At 52.5% G+C, this 25,845-nt stretch carries 23 protein-coding genes; 22 read left to right on the top strand and 1 reads right to left on the bottom strand.

What is annotated here, in order from left to right:
- The first annotated feature begins 237 nt into the window (after positions 1-237).
- The 19 genes from JXO50_00160 (at position 238) to JXO50_00070 (ending at position 21,949) form a co-directional block, all read left to right on the top strand.
- Positions 238-2,577 (top strand): EAL domain-containing protein, encoded by a 2,340-nt coding sequence (locus JXO50_00160; protein ID MBN2331499.1) that lies wholly within the window; start codon positions 238-240, stop codon positions 2,575-2,577.
- 199 nt (positions 2,578-2,776) lie between these two features.
- The gene (locus JXO50_00155; GenBank protein MBN2331498.1) at positions 2,777-3,664 is read left to right on the top strand and encodes a sulfide/dihydroorotate dehydrogenase-like FAD/NAD-binding protein; all 888 of its coding nucleotides are present in this window, start codon (positions 2,777-2,779) and stop codon (positions 3,662-3,664) included.
- Positions 3,661-5,061, top strand: a complete 1,401-nt coding sequence (gltA, locus tag JXO50_00150) for an NADPH-dependent glutamate synthase (GenBank protein ID MBN2331497.1) — start codon at positions 3,661-3,663, stop codon at positions 5,059-5,061. Before JXO50_00155 ends, gltA begins: the two co-directional genes overlap by 4 nt.
- A 552-nt stretch (positions 5,062-5,613) precedes the next feature.
- On the top strand, positions 5,614-6,006 hold the full coding sequence (locus JXO50_00145) for an NADH-quinone oxidoreductase subunit A (GenBank protein ID MBN2331496.1): 393 nt from the start codon (positions 5,614-5,616) through the stop codon (positions 6,004-6,006).
- A gap of 59 nt (positions 6,007-6,065) precedes the next feature.
- Positions 6,066-6,575 carry an NADH-quinone oxidoreductase subunit B gene (locus JXO50_00140; GenBank protein MBN2331495.1) on the top strand — a complete coding sequence of 170 codons (510 nt, stop codon included), beginning with the start codon at positions 6,066-6,068 and terminating at the stop codon, positions 6,573-6,575.
- Positions 6,562-7,089, top strand: a complete 528-nt coding sequence (locus JXO50_00135) for an NADH-quinone oxidoreductase subunit C (GenBank protein MBN2331494.1) — start codon at positions 6,562-6,564, stop codon at positions 7,087-7,089. The genes JXO50_00140 and JXO50_00135 overlap by 14 nt, the downstream gene beginning before the upstream one ends.
- An 8-nt stretch (positions 7,090-7,097) precedes the next feature.
- The gene (locus JXO50_00130) at positions 7,098-8,213 is read left to right on the top strand and encodes an NADH-quinone oxidoreductase subunit D (protein MBN2331493.1); all 1,116 of its coding nucleotides are present in this window, start codon (positions 7,098-7,100) and stop codon (positions 8,211-8,213) included.
- Positions 8,214-8,218: 5 nt separating this feature from the next.
- Complete coding sequence (gene nuoH / locus JXO50_00125) at positions 8,219-9,199, top strand: NADH-quinone oxidoreductase subunit NuoH (protein ID MBN2331492.1); 981 nt, start codon at positions 8,219-8,221, stop codon at positions 9,197-9,199.
- Entirely contained in the window at positions 9,196-9,642 is a 447-nt protein-coding gene (locus JXO50_00120; protein MBN2331491.1) for a 4Fe-4S dicluster domain-containing protein, read from the top strand. Before nuoH ends, JXO50_00120 begins: the two co-directional genes overlap by 4 nt.
- Entirely contained in the window at positions 9,639-10,160 is a 522-nt protein-coding gene (locus tag JXO50_00115) for an NADH-quinone oxidoreductase subunit J (protein ID MBN2331490.1), read from the top strand. The genes JXO50_00120 and JXO50_00115 overlap by 4 nt, the downstream gene beginning before the upstream one ends.
- Positions 10,160-10,477: an NADH-quinone oxidoreductase subunit NuoK gene (nuoK, locus tag JXO50_00110; GenBank protein ID MBN2331489.1), complete on the top strand. Its 318-nt coding sequence runs from the start codon at positions 10,160-10,162 to the stop codon at positions 10,475-10,477. The genes JXO50_00115 and nuoK overlap by 1 nt, the downstream gene beginning before the upstream one ends.
- Positions 10,478-10,518: 41 nt before the next feature.
- On the top strand, positions 10,519-12,012 hold the full coding sequence (locus tag JXO50_00105; GenBank protein ID MBN2331488.1) for a monovalent cation/H+ antiporter subunit D family protein: 1,494 nt from the start codon (positions 10,519-10,521) through the stop codon (positions 12,010-12,012).
- A complete protein-coding gene (locus JXO50_00100) occupies positions 12,009-12,257 on the top strand; it encodes a hypothetical protein (protein ID MBN2331487.1) in 249 nt (82 codons plus the stop codon). Before JXO50_00105 ends, JXO50_00100 begins: the two co-directional genes overlap by 4 nt.
- Positions 12,250-14,013 (top strand): Na(+)/H(+) antiporter subunit D, encoded by a 1,764-nt coding sequence (locus tag JXO50_00095; GenBank protein ID MBN2331486.1) that lies wholly within the window; start codon positions 12,250-12,252, stop codon positions 14,011-14,013. The genes JXO50_00100 and JXO50_00095 overlap by 8 nt, the downstream gene beginning before the upstream one ends.
- Before the next feature lie 29 nt (positions 14,014-14,042).
- Entirely contained in the window at positions 14,043-15,641 is a 1,599-nt protein-coding gene (locus JXO50_00090; GenBank protein MBN2331485.1) for an NADH-quinone oxidoreductase subunit M, read from the top strand.
- Between the two features lie 21 nt (positions 15,642-15,662).
- Complete coding sequence (locus JXO50_00085) at positions 15,663-17,084, top strand: NADH-quinone oxidoreductase subunit N (protein ID MBN2331484.1); 1,422 nt, start codon at positions 15,663-15,665, stop codon at positions 17,082-17,084.
- Between the two features lie 232 nt (positions 17,085-17,316).
- Complete coding sequence (locus tag JXO50_00080) at positions 17,317-18,720, top strand: TrpB-like pyridoxal phosphate-dependent enzyme (GenBank protein ID MBN2331483.1); 1,404 nt, start codon at positions 17,317-17,319, stop codon at positions 18,718-18,720.
- Positions 18,721-18,745: 25 nt separating this feature from the next.
- Entirely contained in the window at positions 18,746-19,729 is a 984-nt protein-coding gene (locus JXO50_00075; GenBank protein ID MBN2331482.1) for a transporter, read from the top strand.
- A 318-nt stretch (positions 19,730-20,047) separates the two neighbouring features.
- Positions 20,048-21,949: a sulfatase-like hydrolase/transferase gene (locus tag JXO50_00070; GenBank protein MBN2331481.1), complete on the top strand. Its 1,902-nt coding sequence runs from the start codon at positions 20,048-20,050 to the stop codon at positions 21,947-21,949.
- Here JXO50_00070 and JXO50_00065 read toward each other — a convergent pair whose 3' ends face one another.
- Positions 21,950-22,858 carry a diacylglycerol kinase family lipid kinase gene (locus tag JXO50_00065; GenBank protein ID MBN2331480.1) on the bottom strand — a complete coding sequence of 303 codons (909 nt, stop codon included), beginning with the start codon at positions 22,856-22,858 and terminating at the stop codon, positions 21,950-21,952.
- 421 nt (positions 22,859-23,279) lie between these two features.
- Here JXO50_00065 and JXO50_00060 point away from each other — a divergent pair, with 421 nt between their 5' ends.
- The 3 genes from JXO50_00060 to JXO50_00050 all read left to right on the top strand — a co-directional run.
- Complete coding sequence (locus JXO50_00060; GenBank protein ID MBN2331479.1) at positions 23,280-23,960, top strand: response regulator transcription factor; 681 nt, start codon at positions 23,280-23,282, stop codon at positions 23,958-23,960.
- On the top strand, positions 23,957-25,306 hold the full coding sequence (locus JXO50_00055) for a HAMP domain-containing histidine kinase (protein MBN2331478.1): 1,350 nt from the start codon (positions 23,957-23,959) through the stop codon (positions 25,304-25,306). Before JXO50_00060 ends, JXO50_00055 begins: the two co-directional genes overlap by 4 nt.
- Before the next feature lie 217 nt (positions 25,307-25,523).
- On the top strand, positions 25,524-25,845 hold a 322-nt coding region (locus JXO50_00050), incomplete at its 3' end, for a hypothetical protein (GenBank protein MBN2331477.1).

Here is a 25,845-nt window from a genome sequence, read left to right as displayed (position 1 = left end):
GACACATTGAGTCAAATCAAAAATGAAGATATGAAAAATTAGCTTTCTTGCTCCCTTGCAACCTCCATGGATGAGGCGTGCTTATGGTGCGCCTCATTCTTTGTCTGTTGCCATCTGCGCATCTTGGCCGTTATGCTATGGTCAACGTGTCTGGTAGTTCAAGTCAGCAACATGGAGTTCTGAGAGAGCAGCCATCATTAACATGTATCCAAAAAGCTGCTTTATCACCCATAAAAAATGGCCAACAAGAAGCACGATACCATTGAACAAAGAATCCTGATCGACCGGGTAGATATGCTCTATGCCAGGTCAAAGAGCGCCATCCTGTCTCTCCTGGCGATCTGCGCGGTTTATCTCGTCGTCCAGTCAAACCAGTATCCGTGGCAATCGTTTCTGGTCTGGTATGCGGTCCTGTGTTTGGTAATGGCCGGACGCTGGTTCCTGAAGGAGCGTTATACCAAAGACCCGGTGCGTACCGACCAATTATCCAGTTGGTTATGGCGATTTCGTTTGGGAATTCTGGCTACCGGGCTGACCGTTGGCAGTCTTCCCCTGCTTTTTTTCCCCCAACAAGCGGTCTACTACTTGATGTTGGCAATCATGTTTCCTCTTGGCATTACGGCAGGCTCGCTGATCATGCTGCCGGATTTTTTTTCTTTTTTCATCTACCTGATGACCCTTATCATGCCGGTAATTTATAAAACAGCAATGATCGGTGATCATTTGCACCAGGGGATCAGTGTTCTGGTTGCCATTCTGGCACTGTTTTTTCTCAAGTTCAGCAACGAATTTAATGACAACCTTATGGTATCGCTGCGGCTACGCTATGAAAACCGAGCGTTGGTGGAAGACCTTGAGCAGGAAAGAGCCAAATTGAATAATCGTCTGGGGCGGATTCTTAACGACAGCTCGAACGAAATCTACGTTGCCGATGCCAATACCCTGGTATGTCTGCAGGTCAATATGGGTGCGATCCAGAATCTTGGCTATCTCCAGGATGAGTTTGCCGCCATTCACCTCCTTGATATCTTTGCCGATCTTGACCGCAATACCTTTGATGAACTCATCCAGCCTTTGCGTAGTGGCCAGCAGGAAACAGTACTCTATAAAGGCAGAAACCGTCGGAAAGATGGTAGTCTCTATCCTGTGGAAGCCAGATTACAGCTCTCGATCCAGGACTCTCCACCCATTTTAGTGGCGACCGTACAGGACGTCACCGAACGTAGTGAGTGGGAAGAGAAACTCCTTTACCAGGCCAATTTCGATCAGCTGACCGGCTTGCTCAACCGGCATTACATGCAGACCCACATAAAAAGAGCATTCATCCGTGCCAATCGGCAGAAACAGAAGGTGGGTCTACTGTTCATGGATCTGGATAACTTCAAGCACATCAATGATACGCTTGGCCATGATACCGGTGATGAGGTTCTGAAACAAACGGCGGAGCGCCTGCGTACTGTCCTGCGGCAAAGTGATACCCCCGTGCGGTCCGGTGGTGATGAATTCACCATTTTATTGGAGGGCTTGGAGCAGACCAGCCATGCGGAGGTGGTTGCCCTGAAACTTATTAATATATTTAAACAGCCGTTTGTGATTGATTCCCGTGAAGTCTACACCTCGGTTAGTATCGGCATCAGTATCTATCCTGATGACGGTGAAGCTGTTGATCAGCTCATGCAGTACGCTGATATGGCCATGTATCATGCCAAAGATGATGGTCCCGGCAACTATCAATTTTTCTCGCGCGAGATGCGTAAAGCATCTGAAGAACGCATGCTGGTTGCAGACCATTTGCGTCATGCCCTCGACAACAACGAAATGAGCCTGGTTTTTCAGCCGAAGATCGATATTGTCAACGGGACCATCGCAGGCGCCGAAGCACTGTTGCGCTGGCACAACCCGGAATTGGGGCATGTCCCACCGGACAAGTTTATTCCCCTGGCTGAGGATATGGGGTTTATTGAAAGCATCGGCACCTGGGTTCTTGAGATGGCATGCAAAGAAGCCAGTCAATGGCAGTTCCTGACTTCAGAGTCGGTGCATGTCGCTGTGAACATCTCTTCACAGCAATTTCACGCCGGCACCCTCTTGGCCGCTGTTGACCAGGCGCTTCGTGTTAGCGGCTTGCCCCACCACCTGCTGGAACTGGAAATAACGGAAAGCCTGATTCTCGAAGACACCCATAAGCCGATGGCATCCTTGCAATCACTTTATGATCGCGGAATCCGCCTCGCTGTCGATGATTTTGGCACGGGTTACTCATCGCTGAGTTATTTGAAACGTTTTCCCCTGCAAGTGTTAAAAATAGATCGCAGCTTTACCCGTGACTTGGAGGACGACAGCAATAACCGGGCGTTGGTTGAGGCAATTATTGCCATGGCTAAGAGTTTGCAGCTGGAAGTTGTGGCTGAGGGCGTCGAAAACGAACTGCAGCTTGCTTTTCTACGCCATCGCGGGGTTCGACTGGTGCAGGGCTACTTCTTCAGTCCGCCGGTTTCGGTCGCAGAATTTCGCCAGTTGTTGATTAACGGTACCGCAGTTGCCCAAGGAATGCTGTGTTCGTCCAAGGATGCATAATGCTCCTGTTCATGTGAGCATCATGCTTTTGTCGGACTGCTTTATTTGCCTACCTGCTAGTGCCCTCTTTCAGACTCAAGTAGTGCCCGTTCACTTGCGTAAAAAACCCCTTGACACTTCAAGGCTTTTGTATTAAACAAGGGCACTTTGTGCAAATATTAGCAAGCTTATTCGTTGGTGGTTTTGAAAGGAGCAGGTTGTGAACAGAATTGTGGCAAAAGCCGAGTATTCGCGAGAACCGGCCGTTAAAATGATGCAGATTGAAGCGCCTAAGATTGCCGCCAAGGCTAAAGGCGGTCAGTTTATCGTCTTGCGCTGCAGCGAACAGGGGGAACGTATACCTTTGACGATTGCCGACACCGACCCTGAAAAAGGGTTGGTCACGCTGGTGTTCCAGGAGGTGGGGAAGAGTACTGCCATGCTGGGACAGTTGGAGGTCGGCGACGAGATTCTCGATTTTATCGGTCCACTGGGGAAGCCGACCCATATGGATGATTATGGCACCGTCCTCTGTGTCGCCGGCGGGATAGGTATTGCACCGGTCCATAATATTGCCAAAGAGCTGAAAAAGCATGGCAATAAAGTTATTATGGTTATGGGTGCCAGGACCAAGGATCTGCTGTTTTGGGAAGACAAGATGCGGGCCGTCAGCGATGAACTCTATATTACCACCGATGATGGCTCTTATGGCCGTCATGGTCTGGTAACGGCAGTGGAGCAGGAACTGTTGGAAAAAGATCGTGATCAGGGGGATATCAACCTGGTCATTGGCATCGGTCCGCCGATCATGATGAAGTTTGTGGCCAAGACCTCCGAGCCCTTTGGAGTGAAAACCTTTGTCAGTCTGAACCCGATAATGGTGGATGCCACCGGTATGTGTGGGGCCTGTCGGGTAACCGTGGGCGGCAAAACCCGTTTTGTTTGTGTCGATGGTCCAGAGTTTGATGGCCATCAGGTTGATTTTGATGAATTAATGACCCGGCAGCGGATTTATCCGGAGCAGGAGAAGGCTTCACTGGAGCTTTTTCGGCAAAAACAGCAGGGGTGTGACTGCGGATGTGGCTGCGATAATGGAGGTCTTTCATGAGTGCTGAGCAGAAGAAGAAAATTCCCCGGCAGCCAATGCCGGAGCAGGAGGCAAAAGTCAGAGCCCGCAATTTCGAGGAAGTTCCTTATGGCTACTCCCCAGAAATGGCCATGCTGGAGGCCAGCCGCTGCCTGCAGTGCAAAAAGCCGAAATGTGTTGAGGGTTGTCCCGTCAACGTGAAAATTCCTGAGTTTATCGGCCTTATTGCCGGTGGAGATTTTGTCGGTGCGGCCCGTAAACTCAAGGAAACCAATGCCCTGCCGGCGGTCTGCGGTCGTGTCTGTCCACAGGAAAGCCAGTGTGAGTCCAAGTGTGTGGTGGGCAAAAAGGGTGAGCCGGTGGCAATTGGCCGACTTGAACGCTTTGCCGCTGATTATGAACGGAATCAGGGGGCGGTTACCATGCCGGCAATTGCCCCGGCAACGGGCAAGAAAGTAGCGATTGTCGGTAGCGGCCCGGCCGGTTTGACCTGTGCCGGCGATCTTATTAAACTCGGCCATGAGGTGACCGTTTTTGAGGCCCTGCACAAACCAGGGGGCGTACTGGTCTATGGAATTCCTGAATTTCGTTTGCCGAAAGCCATTGTCCAGGCTGAAGTTGACTATCTCAAGGGGCTGGGGATCAAACTGGTGGAAAACTTTGTGGTTGGCATGCTGGATACGGTGGATGAGCTCCTGGAACAATATGATGCCGTCTTTGTCGGTACGGGTGCCGGTCTGCCCGTGTTCATGAATCTTCCCGGTGAGAATCTCAATGGTGTTTATTCCGCCAACGAGTATCTGACCCGTTCGAACCTGATGAAAGCCTATCTTTTTCCCGAATATGACACGCCGGTGGTCAAGGGAAAGCGGGTGGCAGTGTTCGGCGGCGGCAATGTGGCCATGGATGCCTCCCGGACAGCCCTGCGCTTGGGGGCGGAAAAATCCTACATTGTCTATCGCCGGTCAATGGAAGAGATGCCGGCCCGCAATGAAGAGATCCATCATGCTGAGCAGGAGGGGGTGGAATTTGCCCTGTTGGCCAACCCGGTCCGGATTATCGGTAATGACCAGGGTTGGGTTACCGGAGTTGAGTGTGTCAGGATGGCGCTTGGTGAGCCGGACGAATCAGGCCGCCGTCGTCCGGTGCCGGTAGAAGGCTCGGAATTTATTATTGATGTCGATACGGTTGTGGTATCCATCGGCAATGGCCCCAATCCTTTGATTCCCAATACTACCCCCGGGCTTGAATTGAGCCGCTGGGGCAATATCAATGCTGATGAGGAAACCGGCCAGACGAGTCGTAAGGGAGTGTTTGCCGGCGGTGATATCGTTACCGGAGCCGCCACCGTCATCATGGCCATGGGTGCCGGGAAAAAGGCGGCAGCGGCAATGCATGAATATCTCATGGGACAGTAGTCGACCAGGAAATGTGTTGGATGGAAAACAGGCCCGCAAGGGCCTGTTTTTTTTTGGCTGGCAAACAATGAACGGGCAATCATTTTATAAAATGGTATCAAAACAGACTATTATATTTTGCGCTAAGTTTCACGAAATCGTCACAGCAAACTGGCAGAATTGATGCATGGAGAGACTGGAAAGGGTTTATAATTGCCGGATTATAATTTGTTGATGGATCGCAGGTGATTTTTTACTCAAATCAAAGCCAGTTATGAAAGCGTTATGGTAGGTGGATGGTAACCTGCGGAAAATATTGTTTTGCACGATGTATTTTTTGTATTCAGTATTTTATATGAATTTTTATAACCGTTTAACTCATCATTTCAAGTAGTTAATACTAAAAGCTTTTTCAAGAAAACGAGAAGTTTCAATAAATTCCTTGACAATGTTTTTCTCTTCAGCTATGTACTAATCCGTTTTTTGATCGTATGTTTTAAAAATAGCCAGCTGGAGGTCAGAATTTAACACTGCTGGCGCATTTTTGTAACTTCCGATAAGGGGGGGCAATCGATGAGCGAAAAATATCTAGTCGATTTTACCTATGTCTTCCTCTTTCTGCTGGTGGGCTTTATCGTCGCCTTCAGTATCTTCGTCATCTCCAACGTCCTCCGTCCCCGTCTCACTAATAAGAAAACCCTGCAGGCCTACGAATGCGGCATGGATCCCTATGGCTCAGCCTGGGATATCCGTTTTGGCGTCTCCTATTACCTCTACGCGTTGATCTTTCTTGCCTTTGATGTCGATATCCTCTACCTTTTCCCGGTGGCCACCGCTTTTGATCGGGTGGACAGCCTGCGGGGCGTCATTGAATTTGTGGTTTTTATTAGCATCCTCTCCCTGGCGGTTATTTATGCCTGGGCAAAAGGAGTGTTTGTGTGGCCGAAGAAAAAAGAGATGTTCTGAGAATCCATTCCTACGCTGCTGAATTGCGGGAGCGGAACCGTCGTGGCACACCGGGGGATCTGATCGAGAATGATCCGGGGCCGGTGGTCAGAGCGCCGATTATCGAGAAAGTTCTCGATATTTGCCGGGCGAATTCCCTTTGGCCCATGACTTTTGGTCTGGCCTGCTGCGCCATTGAGATGATGGGTCTGGGAATGGCCCGTTTTGATATTGCCCGTTATGGTTCAGAAGTGTTTCGACCTTCGCCCCGCCAGTCTGACCTGATGATTGTCGCCGGTACGGTGAATAAGAAGATGGCTCCGGTGGTGATGACCCTTTATGAGCAGATGCCGGCGCCCAAGTACGTCATTGCCATGGGCAACTGCGCCATCTCAGGCGGTCCGTTCGCCGTTGAGGAGAATTATAACGTTATTGAGGGGGTTGACCGGCTGATCCCGGTGGATGTCTATGTTCCCGGCTGTCCACCACGGCCGGAAGGTTTGCTGGAAGGGATTCTCAAACTGCAGGAGAAGATTACCGGGGTACGGCATCCGTTCCCGCAGAGGAAAGTGTCCGATGCACCAAACTGAACAGTTTGCCAACGCGCTTCGCGACCTGCCGGCAACCGCCCAGGAGGTCGATTTTCAGCAGCGTGGTTATCATTGCGAAGTATCGCTGGAGCAGGCCGGTTTGCGTGGTTTTGCCCGGGTGATGCTGGATCTCAAGTATTATCTGGTGTTCGTGTCTGCCGTTCACGTCGAGCCGGCCATCGAGATTATCTACCAGTTTGCCCATTTTGCCGCGCCGTCGCGGGTAGTTGCCCGGTTGACCGTTGATGCGGACGGTTCCGTACCGACCATTGCCGATATTTTTCAGGGGGCCAACTGGCATGAGCGGGAAACCAGGGATTTTTATGGCGTAGTTTTCCGCGACCATCCCTATCTCAAACCGTTGATCCTGGCGGAAGAGGATGCCGATCTGAAGCCGCTGCTGAAAGCCGAGGGGAAGGTGAAAGACCGTTCGGCCGTCAGTTGGCAGACGGCCCCTGAGCCGGGGGAAGCTGCAGAGTCTGAAACCAGTAATCCCGATCCGGAGAAGAGTTGAGAGATCCCATGCCGGAAACGAAAAACATCCAGCAAGAGCATCGTTTTTTCCTCAATATGGGGCCGCAGCATCCCAGTACCCATGGCGTTCTCAGGGTTATTCTGGAGATGGATGGCGAGTATATCGTTGAGCCGGAGCCGGTTCTCGGCTACGGCCACCGGATGCAGGAGAAGATGGCTGAAGGCCGCAGCTGGCCCGGCTTTCTGCCCAATACCGGTCGGATGGATTATGCCGGAGCTCTGCCGTACAACCACGGTTATGTGGCTCTTATCGAGCGCCTGGCCGGGGTTGAGGTGCCTTTAAGGGCCGAATATATCCGGGTTATCACTTCTGAGCTGAGCCGCATAGCCAGTCATCTCATCTGGTTCGGTGCTTTGCTGCTGGACCTTGGTGCTTTTACGCCGATCCTCTACACGTTTGATGACCGGGAGCAGATTCTTGATGCCCTCGAGGACATCACCGGTTCCCGGCTGACCTACTGTTATTTTCGGGTTGGCGGAGTCTGCAAGGATATTGATGATACCTTCATCAGCCGGGTTCGGGCATTTATCAAGCGGCTGCGCAGCCGCTTCAGCATGTATGAAAAGCTGGTGAACGGCAATATTATCTTTCTCAAGCGGATGGAGGGGATCGGGATCATCGATGCCGACATGTGTCGCCGCTACGGGGCCACGGGGCCGGTGGCCCGCGGTTCCGGCATCCCTTATGATATCAGAAAATGTGAGCCCTACTCGGTCTACCCCGAGTTTGATTTTGAGATCCCTCTGGGTGACCATGGCGATGCCCTTGACCGTTTTCTGGTGCGTTTCAGGGAACTGGAACAGAGCTTAAGAATTATCGAGCAGGCGCTGGATAAGCTGCCTGACGGACCCTATCTCGGCAAAGTGCCCAAGAAGCTCAAGCTGCCAACCGGCGACTGCAATTTTTCCGTTGAGACAGCCCGGGGGGCGCTGGCCTATTATCTGGTGAGTGATGGTTCTGAGGTTCCTTATCGCCTGAAGATCAGGGTGCCTTCCTATTCCAATCTCAGTGTACTGCCGGAATTGTGCCGGGGAATGCTGCTTTCCGACCTGGTAACCGCCATGGGCAGCCTAGACCTGGTTATACCCGAGATCGACAGGTAGACTCTATGGAAACGGCTGGAAATCCGATAGTGTTGCGCATGGTGATCGCGGTAGTGCTGGTCATCGCCTTTGTCTTTCTGAATGCCATGGTTATGGGGTATCTGGAGCGCAAGATTTCCGCCCGCATCCAGCGTCGCCCCGGTCTGTACGAGGTGGGACCTTACGGCATTCTGCAGTTGCTTATTGACGGTTTGAAGTTGATTGGCAAACAGCTGCTGATTCCCATGGAAGCCGACCGCTTTCTCTTCCGTCTGGCGCCGTTGCTGTCCTTTGTGCCGGTGGTTCTGCCGTTGATGGTTATTCCCTTCAGCCCCAAGCTCCAGGCGCGGGATTTTGATATTGGTCTGGTGTTTATTCTAGCCATTTCCTCCCTGAATGTGATGGCTATTCTGATGGCCGGTTGGGGATCCAATAACAAATATTCTCTGTTCGGCGCCATGCGGTCGGTGGCCCAGAATATTTCCTATGAGATTCCCATGCTGCTGTCGCTGCTGGCGGTCATTCTGATGACCAATACCTTCAGCATGCAGGGAATTGTTGCTGCCCAGAATAAGATATGGTTCTTTCTGGTGCAGCCGGTTGCCTTTTTGATCTACATCATTGCCGCTTTTGCGGAGACCAACCGGGCCCCTTTTGATCTGCCGGAGGCCGAGAGCGAGTTGACCGCCGGCTACCATACGGAATACAGCGGCATGGGCTTCAGTCTTTTCATGTTGGCTGAATATGCCAATATGTTTGTCGTCTGTTCCATTGCCACCACCCTGTTTTTCGGCGGCTGGCACGGCATTCCGCTGCCTTTCGGCGAGTACAGCAGCGCCATCTGGTTTTTTATCAAGGCGTATGGTTTGATGATTTTCATGGTCTGGGTGCGCTGGACCTATCCCCGTACCCGCTTCGATCAGCTGATGAATTTCTGCTGGAAGTATCTGATCCCCTTTGCCCTCGTGAACCTGCTGGTTACCGCGGTGCTGGTCAAGCTATTATGAGAAACGGCGGCTATTTCAAAGATCTCTATGTTGGCGGCAAGAGTCTGCTTGTTGGGCTGGGTGTTACCCTGAGAACCTGCTTTCTGCCCGAGGTGACCGTTCATTATCCCCGTGAAAAGCTGACGATTACCCCCAACTACCGCGGCCATGTTGAGCTGGTCAAGGATCCTGAGACCGGCGGGCCGTTGTGCATCGTCTGCGGGATGTGCGGCCGGGCCTGCCCTTCCAACTGTTTCACCATCGAGGGGGAGAAAAAAGAGGGGGAGAAGAAGAAAACCCTGACTGTTTTCAGGCTGGATTTCACCAAATGCAGTCTCTGCGGAACCTGCGTAGAAACCTGTCCTAAGGGGGCAATCGAGTATTCCATGGATTATAATATTTGTGGTTTTACCCGTGAAGAGTTCCATTATGATCTGCTGAAACGGCTGGAGGAGAGGGGATGATTCTCTACCAGTACCTTGCCGAAGCCTTGTTTTTTGCTTTCATCCTGCTGACGTTCATCGGTGGTCTGCTGGCGGTGCGTTCCGGCATCCTGATGCATGCCGTGCTTGGCCTGGCTGTTTCACTGCTGGGGGTTGCCGGGCTCTACTTCTACCTGGGCAGTCCTTTCCTGGCCATGATGCAGATTCTGATCTATATCGGGGCTGTTTGCATCATGATCGTTTTCGGGATCATGGTGGGTTATACCCCGGCCCAGCTGCAGGCCGGTCAGGTTGGCGGCAAGAACCTGGTGCTCGCCCTGTCGGCAGCCGTTACGGCCTTTCTGCTGCTGCTGGTGGCCTTGAGTCGGACCGTCTGGGTGCCGGCGATGGTTAAGAGCGGCGACTATTCTCTGGCCTATCTGGGAGAAAGCCTACTGTACCAGTATTGTCTGGCTTTCGAGCTGATTTCCGTGGTTCTGCTGACCGCGATTGTTGGCGCGATTGTTCTCGCCCGTGGAGGAAGGGAGGAGCATTTCTGATGTGGCTGAGCGGTAATCTCAACACCTATCTGGTGGTCGCCCTGTTTTTGTTGATTCTGGGACTCTACGGCATGTTGCAGCATCGGACGTTTATCGGCATGTTGATTTCCACCGAGTTGATTCTGAATGGTGCCGGTTTGAACTTTATGGCATTCAACCGTTTTCTCGCTCCCAATCCGGCAGTGGGACAAGTCTTTACCCTGTTTATCATGGGTATTGCCGCCGCGGAAGCGGCCATTGCCGTGAGTATCATTCTGGCAGTGTACCGTAAATACCACACTGCCGATCCGGATGAAGTGTGTGATTTACATGGATGATCAGTTAACCGGCCAGGAACGTTAACGGCGCAGGAAAATGTATGGAAACAATCATCACCAATAAGATTCTGTTGACCACCGTTATACCGCTGGTTTCAGCATTGCTCATTATGGCCTCGGGAAAGAAGCCCAATGTGCGGGAATCCTGGTCCATTATCGGTGCTGTGCTGACGTTTCTCTCGGTGGTCAATCTCCTGCCCCATATTCTGGCTGGCGGGGCGTATGAATATACCCTGTTTACCCTCTATCCAGGTGTTACGGTCAAGTTTCATCTGGACGGCTTGGGTATCCTGTTCGCCGGGACGGCATCCTTCCTATGGATTTTGGCCGGTTTCTACTGTGTCGGGTACATGCGCGGTCTGCATGAACACGCCCAGACCCGCTTTTACGTCTGCTATGCCGTATCAGTGGGCGGGGCCATGGGGGCCGCTTTTGCCGGCAACCTGTTTACCCTCTATCTGTTCTACGAGATTGTTTCCATCTTCACCTACCCACTGGTTGCCCATCATCAGGATGCCGAGGGGTATGAAGGGGCCAGGAAGTACATTACCTATCTGATGTTTACCTCCAAGGCTTTTCTGCTCCCGGCGATGATTCTCATCTATATCCAGTGCGGCACCCTGGATTTTGCCGCCGGTGATATTGTCAATGGGATTTTCCCCCATGGAGCCAACCGGGTGCTGGTAACCATCTCCTACCTGCTGTGCCTGTTCGGTTTTGCCAAGGCCGGGATCATGCCGCTGCACAACTGGCTGCCTTCGGCGATGGTGGCTCCCACCCCGGTCAGCGCTCTGCTCCATGCGGTGGTGGTGGTCAAGGTCGGGGTTTTTTCCACCTGTCGGGTGATGCTCTCCATTTTTGGCACCCAGCTGCTGGCCCAGTACCATCTGGGCATCTTTACGGCCTATTTTGTCTCGTTCACCATTGTGACTGCGTCGGTTATAGCGTTGACCAAAACCAATCTGAAAGCCCGGCTTGCTTATTCGACCATCAGCCAGCTTTCCTACATTATTCTCGGTGTAGCCATGCTGACCCCCAACGGGGTAACCGGCGGGCTGATCCATATTGCCAACCATGCTTTTTCTAAAATAACCCTCTTTTTCTGTGCCGGGGCTATCTTTGTCGCTTCGGGAAAGAAGGATATTAAGGAGATGGGCGGTCTAGGCCATCGCATGCCGTTGACCATGATTGCCTTTGGTATTGCCTCGCTGAGCATGATCGGCGCACCGCCGGTAAGCGGCTTTGTTTCCAAGTGGTTTCTGGCCCTGGGAGCCATGGATATCCATAATATCATCATCCTGGTGGTCCTTTTGGTCAGCAGCCTGCTGAATGCCGGCTATTTTGTGCCGGTCTTTCTCCAGTCCTTTTACGGCAAACCTTTGCCGGCCGATGAAGGGCAGACCGCCTCGCTGGAGGCCTCACCATTGATCATGTTCATGGTGATTCCCTTGTGCATTACCTCGATTCTGTCGGTCCTCTTCGGTATCTATCCGGATCTTTTTCTGAAAATCATTCACGTAATGGTGGGCGCATGATTGCACAATTGATCGGCTACCTGCGGGACCATGCAACGGTGATGAAGTGGTTGTTTTTTGCTTTTCTGGCCTTCGCCGTGGTCTTTGATTTTTTGGCCGCCCGGCATCACCCCCATTTCTGGGGTGACAGCGTTATTGGTTTCTGGTCGCTGTTTGGTATCGGCGGCTGTCTTGGGATGATTGTCATCTGCAAGGGATTGTCCCATGTCTGGCTGATGAAGGGTGAAGATTACTATGATGAGTGAGACGATTTTTCTCCATCCAGCCACCTTTTTTATCCTCGGGGCCATGCTGCTGCCGGTTGCCCAACGCTTCAAGCTGCAGAAGATCCTGCTGCTGGTCGTGCCCCTGCTGGCCTTCTACCAGATCCGTTTTCTGCCGGAATCATTCGGGGTCTGCCACTTTATGGGCTTCGAACTGATCTTTGGCCGCGTGGATAAGCTGACCTACGTCTTTCTCCATGTGTTTACCCTGATGGCGGTTATCGGCAGTGTCTATGGGCTGCAGGTGAAGGAGAGTGGCCAGCATATGGCGGCCTTTCTCTATGTGGCCGGTTCCCTCGGCGTGACTCTGGCGGGGGATTACCTGACGCTGTTTATCTTTTGGGAAATGATGGCTTTTGCCTCCACCTTCCTGGTCTGGTATCGCAAAAGAACCAAATCCATCGAGGCCGGCTACCGCTACCTTCTGGTCCATACGGCTGGCGGTCTGGTTCTGTTGGCTGGCATCTTTCTCCGTTACCAGAATGTCCATGATCTGAGTTTTGGCCAGATTGCCGCCGACGGGGCGACCCTGGCCGACTATCTAATCATGATCGGCTTCATGCTCAATGCAGCGGTGCCGCCGATTCACGCCTGGCTGCCGGATGCCTACCCTGAAGCAACGGTGACCGGGGCTGTCTATATGTGTGCCTTTACCACGAAAACGGCGGTGTATGTTCTTGCCAGGGGATTCCCTGGTTTTGAAGCCTTGGCCATTCTCGGAGCAATCATGACCCTCTATGGGGTTGGGTATGCTGTGATTGAAAACGATGCCCGGCGGATTCTGGCTTACCATATTGTCAGCCAGGTTGGCTATATGGTCTGCGGCGTTGGCATTGGTACGGCGATGGCCATCAACGGTGCCTGTGCCCACGCCTATGCTCATATCCTCTATAAGGCGTTGCTCTTCATGGGGGCTGGGGCGGTGCTGGAGATGACCGGCAAGTCAAAGCTGAATGAGCTGGGGGGGCTGTACAAGTATATGCCTATCAGTTTGATTTTTACAGTGATCGGCGGCATTTCCATCTCCGGCTTTCCGTTGACCAGCGGGTTTATCAGTAAATCAATGATTATTGCTGCCGCCGGCGAGCACCACCGCTTGGGTCTGTTGCTGATGCTGACCTTGGCGGCGGTTGGCACCTTTTTGTCGGTGGGTATCAAACTGCCCTACTTCATTTGGTTCGGTAAGGATTCCGGGGTGAAGGCCAAGGAGGTTCCCTGGAATATGCAGCTTGGAATGGCCATTGCTGCATTCATGTGTATTTTTCTCGGTTTTTATCCTGATTATCTCTATAACATGCTGCCTTTTGAGGTCCACTACCATCCCTACAGTGCTTACCATCTATCGGAAACCTTCCAGATTCTTGGTTTTACCGGCCTTGGTTTTTTCCTCATGGTCAAAAAACTGAAACCGGAGCCCAAAAGCAATCTTGATCTGGACTGGTTTTACCGTAAAGGGGCATTGGTCTTCATGTGGGTGGCATCCAAACCAATCAGTATTGCCAACGATTGGATTGGCGAGGTGTATCGAACCGTTGGCATGCGTTTCACCCTGGCCGTCGCTCGGGCCATGTCCTGGTTTGACTGGGAAGGGATCGATTGGGTGTTGGATGGTTCAGCCAAAGGGGTGGTCAAGGGCGCTGATGAACTCAGGACATTGCAGACCGGCAAGGTGCAGCATTACATCGGTGGCGCGGTGGTGGCCCTGTTTCTTATTTTGATCATTATTGTCCTGATCTAACCCTATCATTTTTGCAACCGCGGTTGTCTATGGAACAGTATCTGATTGCAAATACTTTAAGCTACCCGATTTTATCGGCAATTCTGCTCATTCCTCTGGTAGGGGCGTTGATTACCCTGTTCCTGGGCGGCGATGGCATCCTGAAAAGCTGGGGCTTGCTGGTGACCTTGCTTACCGCAGTGGTTTCCCTGCCTTTGTACGGTCATTTTGACCTGCATACGGCAAAGTTCCAGTTTGCCGAGGTCTATCACTGGTTTCCAGCCCTGCATCTGAACTATGAGGTGGGAGTTGATGGCATCAGTGTGCTATTGGTATTGCTCACCACCTTGGTGATGCCGCTCTGTATCCTCTGCTCCTGGAGCTACATCAAGGAGCGGTTTAAGGAGTTTGTCTTTGTGGTGCTGATTATGGAAGCCGCCATGATCGGTGTTTTCATCTGCCTCAATACGGTCATGTTCTATATTTTCTGGGAGGCGATGCTAATCCCCATGTATCTGCTGATTGCCGTTTGGGGGGGGCCGCGCAAGGATTATGCTTCCATCAAGTTTTTCCTTTATACGCTGACCGGCAGTATTTTTCTGCTGGTGGCCATTATTGCCCTGTATATCAAGACCGGCACCTTTTTCATCCCCGAGCTGATGGCCCACCAGTATTCCTATCAGTACCAGATGTGGGTTTTTCTTGCCTGCGCTCTGGCTTTTGCCATCAAAATTCCCATGTTTCCTCTCCATACCTGGCTGCCGGCTGCCCACGTTGAAGCGCCGACAGCAGGAAGTGTGATTCTGGCCAGTATCTTATTGAAAATGGGCGGCTACGGGTTTCTGCGCTTCTGCCTGCCCATGGCTCCGGCTGCCACCATGACCTGCATGCCCTACCTGCTGGCCCTGTCGATCATGTCAATTATTTTCGGCGGCTACCTGGCCCTGGGGCAGAGTGATATCAAGAAACTGATTGCCTATTCCAGTGTCGGACACATGGGGTTTGTCACTTTGGGAATCTTTCTCCTCAATGACCAAGGCATAAAGGGTGCCATGCTGCAGATGATCAATCACGGGATAACTACCGGTGCCCTCTTTATCTGCATTGGCATTATCTACGAACGGACCCATAGCCGGGAAATCAAGGATAATGCTGCCTTGGGGATGGTGATGCCCATCTATGTTACCTTTCTGGGCATTTTTACCCTTTCTTCGTTCGCGTTCCCCGGAACCAACAGCTTTGTCGGTGAACTACTGGTTCTGGTTGGCGCATTTACCAAGTATAAACTGGTGGGGGCACTGGCGATTCCCGGGGCAATTCTGGCGGCCGCTTATATGCTGCGCCTGTTTCAGAAAATGGTCTGGGCGGACTCCGATGGCCATGGCCATCATGATGATCATGGAGAAGGTGGCGGCCATCACGCCCTTGCCGATCTCAATGGCAGGGAGATCGTTACATTACTTTTCCTGGCTGTTTTTGTCTTCTGGATCGGTTTGCATCCAACGCCGTTGCTGAAGATCATGGATACCAGCGTCGGCCATTTACTGCATCAGATCCAGTCCGGGTCACATCATCTGCCGAGCCACCATGATCATCACGCCTGGCTGTTGCAGGTGGGCACCTGGGTCAAGAATCTGGCGGTTTTTTAACAGAGGTAGCGGGAACACTCTATGCAGATATCACTGTTTCTTCCTGAACTGGCTTTAATAGCGATGATTTTGGTGTTGTTTTTTGCCTCCTTGGGCAGCAACATCAAGACCGGCAGTGTGCAGGGGCTGGCGCTGATTTTCGCCGCCCTGGCGGTGGTTGCCGCGGTGCTTTCCTTCAGTCAGCAGGGCCTGATGTTTTTCGATGCCTATCGGGTGGATGCCTTTTCCCAGACCTTTAAGGTGCTGATTACCGGCGGCCTGCTGCTGGTGGTCTTCATGGGGCCCGGATTGACCGGGATTGAGGCGCGGATCAAGCCGGAATACTATCTTTTTCTGACCGTCAGCACCCTTGGGCTGGTGTTTCTGAGTAGTGCCGTTGAACTGTTGACCATTCTTATCAGTCTGGAGATCTCATCGTATGCCCTCTATGTGGTCATCCCTTTCCGGCGGCACAATGGCTTTAGGGTACAGATGGAAGCGGGCATCAAGTATGTCCTGTTTGGTGCCGTTTCCACCGGCCTGACTCTCTTTGGCATGAGTTATGTGTTCGGTTTTGCCCACAGCACCTACCTGTCCGAATTGAGCCGGGTTATCCCTTCGCTGCTTCTTGAGCAGCCTCTGGCGGTCATCGGCATGGTGATGATGATGTGCGGTTTTTTCTACAAACTGGCTCTCTTTCCCATGCATTTCTGGACCCCTGATGTCTATGAGGGCGCAGCCAACGAAACAACAACCTTTGTCGCTACCCTGCCGAAGGTAGGGGCAGTTGCCCTGCTTATCCGCCTGGTGGTCCTGACTGGGGTGGAGGTGGGACAGTTTACCTGGATCCTGGCCACCGTTGCAGTCCTGTCCATGACCGTCGGCAACCTTTCAGCCCTTGTGCAGGATGACTTGAAGAGGCTGCTGGCCTATTCCAGCATCGCCCATGCCGGTTATGTCATGGTCGGCATTCTCAGCGTTGGTGAACTGGGCATGTCGTCGGCCATTTACTACATTGCCGGCTATGTAATCATGAATCTGGCCTGCTTTTATGTTATTTATCATCTGGCGCCGACGGGGGAGAATGTCACCTTTGCCGATCTGAAGGGGTTGCACCGGAAATCTCCTCTGCTGGCCTTTACCCTTGCCGCCGGTGCTTTTGGTATGGCAGGGATTCCGCCAACCGTGGGTTTTACCGGCAAATTTGTGCTGTTTACCGCAGCGATTGACAAGGGGATGTACGCCCTGGTTATTCTGGCAATGGTGAATGCCGCCATCTCAGCTTTCTATTACTTGAAGATGGTGCGGGCTGCCTATTCGCAGGATGGTGAACAACAGACAACAGTGGTGCTGGGCATGCCGGCGCGATTGTTGGGCGTCATCCTGGTGCTGGCCATTCTTCTGATTGGTATTTTCCCCCAAAGCTTTATCGCCTTGGCCAGGGAGGCGGTAGCGGTTCTCTAGCGGGGGGATTGTGCCGCAGAACCCGAAACGACAGAAATGATATGGTACTCTGAGAGTGTTGCCAGCGGGCTTGGCAGCACTCTTTTTATCTGCACCGTCGGAGATGGGCTGCTGTTTTGAAGAATGGCGATAAAAGGTTGGTGAATCGACGTTTTTTTGTTATAGAAAGGGGCAGGTGGAGGGGGTTCATTCACCTGCTGTGGCAGGTATTAATCTTTGTAACATTGGGGATATGACGATGGAAACGAGAAAAATTTATTTGACTGAAGATGAGATGCCCCGGCAGTGGTATAACTTGGCTGCTGATTTACCTACCCCCATGCAACCGCCGGTTGCTCCCGACGGAACTGTTGTAACGCCGGAGATGCTGGCGCCGGTTTTTCCCATGAATCTGGTGGAACAGGAGTTCAGCCAGGAACGCTGGATTGATATCCCGGAGGAGCTGCTGGGAATGATGGCTCGCTGGCGTCCTTCTCCATTGCGGCGGGCGCTGAATTTGGAGCAGTTCCTGGGAACCCCGGCAAAAATCTACTACAAGGACGAAAGTGTTTCGCCGGCCGGCAGCCATAAACCAAACTCAGCGTTGCCCCAGGCCTGGTATAATAAACAGTTTGGCATCGAACGGCTGACCACGGAAACCGGTGCCGGCCAGTGGGGCAGTGCCTTGAGTTTTGCCTGCGCACTGGTGGGACTTGAATGCAAGGTGTTTATGGTTCGTATCAGTTATGACCAGAAACCGTATCGCAAGATTCTCATGCAAACCTGGGGCGGCAAATGTGTCGCCAGCCCCAGCAGTGAAACGGCGATCGGCAGAAAATTTCTTGAACAATATCCCGATACCCCGGGCAGCCTGGGAATGGCTATCAGTGAGGCCATTGAGGCTGCGGTGACCGATCCGACCGGCAAAACCCGTTATTCCCTGGGCAGCGTTCTCAATCACGTGATGCTGCACCAGTCAATCATTGGTCTTGAGGCAAAAAAACAGCTGGCCAAGGTGGGCATCAAGAAGCCGGATGTGGTGATTGGCTGTGCCGGCGGGGGCAGTAACTTTGCCGGGTTGGCATTTCCCTTTGTCTGCGATAAGATCAACGGTGCCGATATCGAGATTATCCCTACGGAGCCCCAATCCTGTCCGACAATGACCAAAGCTCCCTTTGCTTACGATTTTGGCGATGCCTCCGGCATGACTCCCCTGCTGCCCATGTTTACCCTTGGCCATACCTTTGTGCCGCCCCCCCTGCATGCTGGTGGCCTTCGTTATCATGGCATGGCGCCGCTGGTGAGCCAAGCGGCCGTCGAGGGCCTGATTAAAGCGGCCAGCATTCCCCAGCTCGAATGTTATGCGGCGGCGGTGCAGTGGGCTCGGACGGAAGGGCCCATCTGTGCCCCGGAAACCAGCCACGCTGTGGCGGCGGTAATCCGGGAAGCCCTGAAGGCGAAGGAGGAGGGGAAGGAAAAGGTGATCCTTTTCAACTACAGTGGCCACGGACTGCTGGACCTGTCCGGCTACGATGCGTATCTGAGCGGCAAATTGAGCAATTATGAAATTCCTGAAGAAGACTTTAGCGATGCACTCAAATCTTCACTGGATTCGCTGCCGGCTGCAGATGCCAAAAAAACCGGTAAATGGTCATAAACCCTTTGGGGGAAGGAGCAGTGCCATGAAGCGACGTTACCTGCTGCAGGGGATGGTTCTGTCCTTGGTGATATGCGGGCTGCTTGGATTAACAGCAAGCCAATCCGGGGCTGGCGGCAGTGCTGCCTATCCCAATGGCGCCGAGGCTTTTATGGTTGGCATGGTGCCCCCGCCCGGTGGCTATTTTGTTAACTATGTCAACTACTACCATGCCAGCCAGCTGATGGACGATGATGGCGATGATCAGCCGGTGTTTGATGAGATTACGGTCAAGGCTGATGTTTTACGCTTTATCTGGATCAGCAAATCAACTTTTCTGGGGGGAACGTATGGTCAGCATTTGTTTATTCCCTTTCTTGACGTTGATCTGGATTTTACCGCCCCGGTGGGGCCGAAGCATAAGACCAGCTATAGTGACCGGGGGGTTCCCTACCTGATCTACAGCCCGTTGCTGCTGGGTTATCATCTGCTGGAGGGGAAACTGCACGTGGCGGTTTCTCTGGCGGATATCTATATTCCCACCGGCCAGGATGACGGCAACCTCGCCGGTGTCGGGCGCAACTACTGGACCTTCGAACCGGTGGTCGCGGCCACCTGGCTCTACAATCAGTGGGAGTTGTCGGCCAAGTTTATGGTTGATATCAGCAGCCGACAGGATGATTGCCCCACCGCCTATGGTTTTGAAGTGGATCGTAAACCGGGACAGGAGTTCCACTGCGACTACAGTCTGTCCTACGGTTTCAGCCCCCAGTGGCGCCTGGGGGTAAGCGGCTACTACTACCGCCAACTCACCGACGATGACTATGATCCAGACAGCGGTGTTCCGTCTGAGGTGCAGGCATTGCTTGCCGATGATGAAGAAAACCACAGTGAGGTGTTCGCTGTGGGTCCGGGAATCTGGTACAATTATCAGAATATGTTTTTTTCCCTGCGCAGCCAGTGGGAGATGGGGGCCCGGAACAAGAGCGAGGGCAGCAGCCACTGGTTCAAGTTTACCTATGTGTTTTAAGATGCGGTAAGATTTTTCAGCAATCAGATGCTATTACTGGCCTGCAGGGAAGTTTCCCTGCAGGCTTTTTCATGCCGATGCAAAGCTATCAGCCGCCAGACCACTCTGCAACATGACTGATCCACCAGCCATAGAGTGCCTTCCTGCCTATACCTTCACCATTTCTTCATCAACAAACAGCTATATGCTTTTGTAGCTCACCCCCCCCCTCGCGTTCGCTCACCGACTGTGCAGCGTCTGCTGCAGGCGTGGGGCACGCAAAGCTCATCAGCCAGCTATGATGGGTTGAGAACCTTTTGAACTCGGCGGCTTTACTTTATGAACTATATCAGGCATCGACGTCTCCTCAACCATTATTTATTTCTTTCCTATCTCATGATTTTGACGGTGTGCTCGGGATACCTGCGACACATCACTCTCTCCGGCACGGATGTGAGGACGATTCTCTATATCATTGCCGTCTACAGCTCCTATGGTTTTATCTATCTCCTGCCGGCACTGCTCCTTACCAAGGCGTGTCATCGCATCCTTAGCCGGTGGCAAGACAATGGGGGCGGCTGGGTGTTCTGGGTTGTCAACTGCCTCGCCCTGACCAGCGTCAGCGGCACTATACTGCTGCTCCTTGGCGATCGGATGGTCTATGATCTGTATGCGTTCCACGTTAATGGTTTTGTCTGGAATCTGGTAACGACTCCCGGCGGCATTTCGTCAATGGGCGGCAGCAGCAACGCGTTTCTGGTGATTGCCGCCCTGGTTGTGGGGATGCTGGCCCTGCAGGCAGTCGTTCTCTGGCTGACCAGCGCCGTTTGTCGACGCTTCCTGGCCGGCGAGCCACTCCGGCCGCAAAAAATGTATCTCTACCTGCTAGTGGTTTTCGTTGTTTTCACCGTGGGAGAGCGTTTTACCTATGGCATCAGTAAACTGCAGGCGTATGGACCGGTGCTGACGGCCAGCAACGCCTTTCCCTTTTATCAACCGGCAACCTTCTACCATCTGGCCAAAAAGATGGGCTATCAGGTCGAGCGGGAGAAAGCCATCAAGGTTGCCGGATATGGGGACCTTCAGTATCCCCGAAACCCATTGGTTGTCAGGGAACAGGGGATGCGTCCCAACATCGTTTGGCTGGTGGCGGAATCCTGGCGTCACGATATGTTGGATCCGGAGATCATGCCTGCTACCTGGAAATTTGCCCGGCAGGCCCACCGTTTTACCAGCAACTACAGCGGCGGCAACGGTACCCGCATGGGGATCTTCAGCATGTTCTACGGCCTGTATGGTCCCTACTGGTTTCCATTCCTCAACGCCCGCCAGGGGCCGGTCTTCATGGATGTGCTGCAGCAGCTCAATTACCAGATCAGCATGTATACCAGTGCCAAGTTTACCTACCCGGAATTTGATCGGACGGTTCTGGTGAAGCTACCGGATGAGGTCCTTCATGAATGCCATGAAGGCGCTGGCTGGCAGCGGGACCGGCAGAATGTTGGTGACCTTTTGGCCTTTATCAGAGATCGTGATCGGCAGCAGCCCTTTTTTACCTTTATGTTCTTCGAGTCACCCCATGCCCGGTATTATTTCCCGCCGGAAAGTGCCATCCGCCAGGACTATCTGCAAGAATTAAACTATGCCACCATGTCCCTCGAGAAGGATATCCAGCGGATTAAAAACCGCTATATCAATTCCTGCAGCCATTTGGACAGCCAGTTTCAGCGGATCTTTGATGTGCTTGACAAGGAGCAGCTGCTGGACACGACAATTGTTGTCTTGGTCGGTGATCATGGTGAGGAGTTTATGGAAAAGGGGCGCTGGGGGCACAATTCGGAGTTTCATGAAGAGCAGGTCCTGACGCCTTTGGTGGTGTGGGTGCCGGGAACCGGCGGCAGTGTCAGTGCGCGGATGACCAGCCACCTGGATATTGTGCCGACCCTGCTGCCCCTGCTGGGGGTGGAAAACCCGGCATCCGATTATTCCCTGGGCTATAATTTGCTGGGCAGTGAACAGCGCCGGTATACGGTGGTTGGCGATTGGTCCCGGGTTGCCTATGTGGATGAGGACTATAAGGTTGTCATTCCTTTCAAAAAAGCCGGCGTTGTCCAAAGCAGGGTGACCACCAGGAAAGATCAGCTGGAGGAGGACCAGCGGGGCTTTCTGGCTGCCCATCAGAATATTATACTTACCCTGATGAAGGATCTGAGCATTTTTAAACGCTCTGCCGGCAAGTGATCATAGCTGCTCCTGCCGGTGGGGGGAGATGATCACCTGCAGGGATTTTTCCACCACCTCGGCCTTGAGGAGACCATTGCTTTCTACAGCCTCTCCGTCAAGATGGTAGCGGTCGCCATGGCCGCTGATGGTCACCTTCTTTGCCTTGATGGTTTCCAGATAGCCACACTGATCAATCTTTTTTCGCAGCAGCCAGAAAAAAAGGCCCGGGACGGCAGACAGGGGGAAGGGATGAAGAATGCACAGATCAAGCAGGCCATCGCGTACCGAAGCCCGGGGGGCAATAAGGATGTTGTTGCCAAATTGTGAAGAATTGGCAATGCTGATCAGCATTGCCAATTCTTGGCGTTTTTTTCCATCGATGGTCAGGGTATAGGATTGGGGTCGGTAGGTGAAAAATTCAGCGGCCGTAATTTTGATATAGGAAGCCAGCCCCCGCTGCTGTCCATGATGGAATTTCCAGGCTATCTGGGCATCAAAACCAACCCCCGAAACATTGACCATATAGCGATTGTTAATCTTTATCATGTCCACCGGGGTGGCGGTTCCTGTCCTGATGATCGCCAGTGCCCGGTCAAGCCGGGTGGGGATGCCCAGGTGCCTGGCAAAGCCATTGCCGGAGCCGCGGGGGATGACCCCCAACGGTATCCCGCTGCAGCCGATGCCGTTGACCACCTCATTGACCGTCCCGTCGCCACCCACCGCGACGATCATCTCCGGTTGTTCCACGACTAAAGCACGGCTCAATTCCTCCGCATGGCCGGCATAGCGGCTCACGTGAAAAAAAAGCTCTTTGTTGCCGCCCCCTAGCATGACGTTGATTTGCTGCTGGACCTCTTCCCACCGTCCCCGGCCAGCAATGGGGTTGATAATGAACATAATGCTCTGAGAGTTGTTTTTGGTTTGCATGCCAGTGTCTTTTTTATGGAAGCTGATTGTTCCTACCTACCATGGGTTACCAAGGATTTGAAGCGGTTTTCTCTCATGGTGATCGGCAAGAAGATGTTGCAGGGTGACCGAATAGACATTTTGGTGGGAGGCGCATGAGCATCTGCAGCACATCCTCTGAAGGTTGGTAGCCGTCAATTGCCAAAAGAAAGGGAAGCATTGCCTTCATGGGCCAAAAATAATCGCAAAGCGGTTTCAATTTTGCCGGAGACTTGCTACAGATATAACTGGCTGAAATGATCGGTGTTGTAAAGCTGCCAGATGATGCCAGGGTACAGGGAATTTGCTTTTTAGAGGCATCTGCCGGCAACCAGCAGCTGCCGGTATCCACCCCTGGAGGATGAAGTGAGTTGGTCTCTTGAGATAACAGCCAGGAAAATGTATGCGCATTCTGATCGTTGATGATGAACCCCAATTGGTGGAGCAGCTGCGGCAATCGTTGACTGGACAGCAATATCATGTTGATACTGCCGGTGATGGCGAGGAAGCTCTTGATAGACTTTTCGATAATGCCTATGATCTTATCCTTCTGGATATCATGCTGCCTAAAAGGGATGGTTTTGAGGTTCTCAAAGAGCTCCGTCAGGCAGAAATCAAAACCCCGGTGCTCATGCTGACTGCCAGGGGGGAGATTGGTGAGCGGGTGTGCGGGCTTGATCTGGGAGCGGATGACTACCTGGCAAAACCTTTTTCGCTGGCAGAGCTGATGGCTAGAATCCGGGCCCTGTTGAGGCGGTCAAGTGACCATAGCCAGCCGGTTCTCACCGTGGCCGAGATCATCCTCAATACCATAAGCCGGGAGGTCCGGAATCAGGATCACGAGGTGCCTTTGACGCCCAAGGAGTTCTCGATTCTTGAATTTCTTCTCTATAATAAAAATCGGGTGGTTTCCCGTTTCAGTATCGCTGAACATGTTTGGGGTGATGATTTTGATCCTTTCACCATGTCAAACTATATCGATGTTCACATCAAAAACCTACGGCGTAAACTGGATGATCTGAACGGCACCATCATTCAGACAGTGCGTGGTGTGGGATATGTTATCAAGGGTGACAAAGGGTGAAAATTCGCTACAAAATCTCTTTGTGGATAGTTGGCGCCGGTTTGGTTGCCAGTCTCATCTTCTTTCTTCTTGTACTCCATGAGATGACGGAGCTTGCCTACGACTCGGTAGATGCCGGTTTGAAACGGGCAGGGAAACAGGTTGCCGCCGCCTTGGGGCAACATGCTGTTGTGGAAGGGGAGGTGATCCCCGGCCTTGATCCGCTTGTCTGGGTCACGGTGGTTGACCACAAGCATGCCGTCATCTATCGATCACCAGCCGCCGATGACGTGGAGGTGCCACTTCACCATGATAAACGAAGATATACCGCCAATGTCGTGCTGGCTGACGGTGAGCTGTTGCCTTACAGGGTAAGAGTGACAGAACATCGTCTTGAAGGGCACCGTTGCCGAATCCAGTTGGCAATGCTGGTTACTGCCCAGCATGACGAGCTTTTTGAGCTCACGATTATGTTGCTCCTGGGTTTGGTGTTGTCCGCCTTGGTCCTTGCTTTCATCAGCTACATGGTTGCTGGTCGGATCATCAGGCCGCTTGCAACCATCAACCAGTTGGCCAAAGAAATCAATGGTAAAACCCTGGACAAAAGAATTCCCCTTGGCAAAAGTGACGATGAACTCCGCCAGCTGTCCAGTTCCCTGAACCACATGTTTGACCGGTTGCAACATTCTTTTCTGAAGCAGAAACAGTTTATTGCCAGTGCCGCCCATGAGTTGAAAACCCCCATAGCCATGCTGCGACTGTTTATGGATAATGCCATGAACCAGTCAGACTATCCGGACTCATTAAGGCGGCAATTGGTTGAGCAGGATGCTATTCTTTGTCGTATGGAGCGCTTGGTGAAAACCCTTCTCGACCTTTCCGCTTTGGAGTTGAAGGAGCTTGTTGCAAGAGAAGCATTCAATCTGACTCAGTTAATTCGATCAGTTATCCATGATTTTGCTCCCCTGCTGGCCGAACGACGGGTCAGCCTGGAAACCAGTTTGCCTGACAATGTTCAGCTGGCCGGAGATTATGACAAAATTCGCAGGGTAATGATCAACCTGCTAGACAATGCGCTGGCCTACAATTGCGAGGGCGGACGAATCAGGGTGGAAATTGGCGCAAGCGAGGACGTTGTTTCAATCCGGGTGAGCAACACTGGCCCAGGGATCCCACCCGAAGATCTGCCCCGGGTATTTGACCAGTTTTACCGGGTGGAAAAATCCCGTTCCCTGTCCTATGGAGGTGCTGGTCTCGGTCTGGCTATCGTCAAGCGCATTGTCGATCTACATGGTGGTACGGTTGCCATGGAGAGTACGAAAGGAGAGTGGACTACTGCCGAGATCAGATTTCCTCAGAGCCAGTAATGAGGAGAATCTCCTGATGTCATAACGGAAAAGCAGGTATTATCTCGTCTTTCCTTGTCCCCATCTGACTAGCCTGGCACCTTCTCACATCACCCTTGTCCTCAAACATCCTCTTCACAATTTCTTCATCTAGCCTGTGCTATGGAAAGCTCCATTAGCCAGGCTGACATTAGAACATTGTCCAGTAAAAATTTCCCTACAGACCATAATAAAGAGCATGATGCGCGAACCGTCCTCGCTGTATTTCAACTTTCCACGCCAACTCCTCAAAACTTTTGCGGCACAACCTCTCTTAGAGAGTAGTGCTGCACTTATTGCCCTGCTGGCCTCGCTCCTGCTGGCAACGGTCTACAACCTGCCTCTCTGGCAAAAGCTTTTCAACCTGCCCGGGGTGACGATCACCGGCAATGCGGGTTTTCTGTTTGGTATGCTGGTCATCCTGACCAGCATCTTTTTTATTTTTTTCAGCCTCGTAAGCTATCGTTATCTGTTGAAAACAGTCATCGCCGTGGTCATCGTGCTGGCCGCGACGATCTCCT

This window comes from Candidatus Anaeroferrophillus wilburensis, from assembly GCA_016934315.1.
GTDB lineage: Bacteria > Desulfobacterota > Anaeroferrophillalia > Anaeroferrophillales > Anaeroferrophillaceae > Anaeroferrophillus > Anaeroferrophillus wilburensis.
The sequence above is the reverse complement of the archived record's forward strand: the minus strand, read 5'-3'. Positions and strand labels throughout refer to the sequence as shown.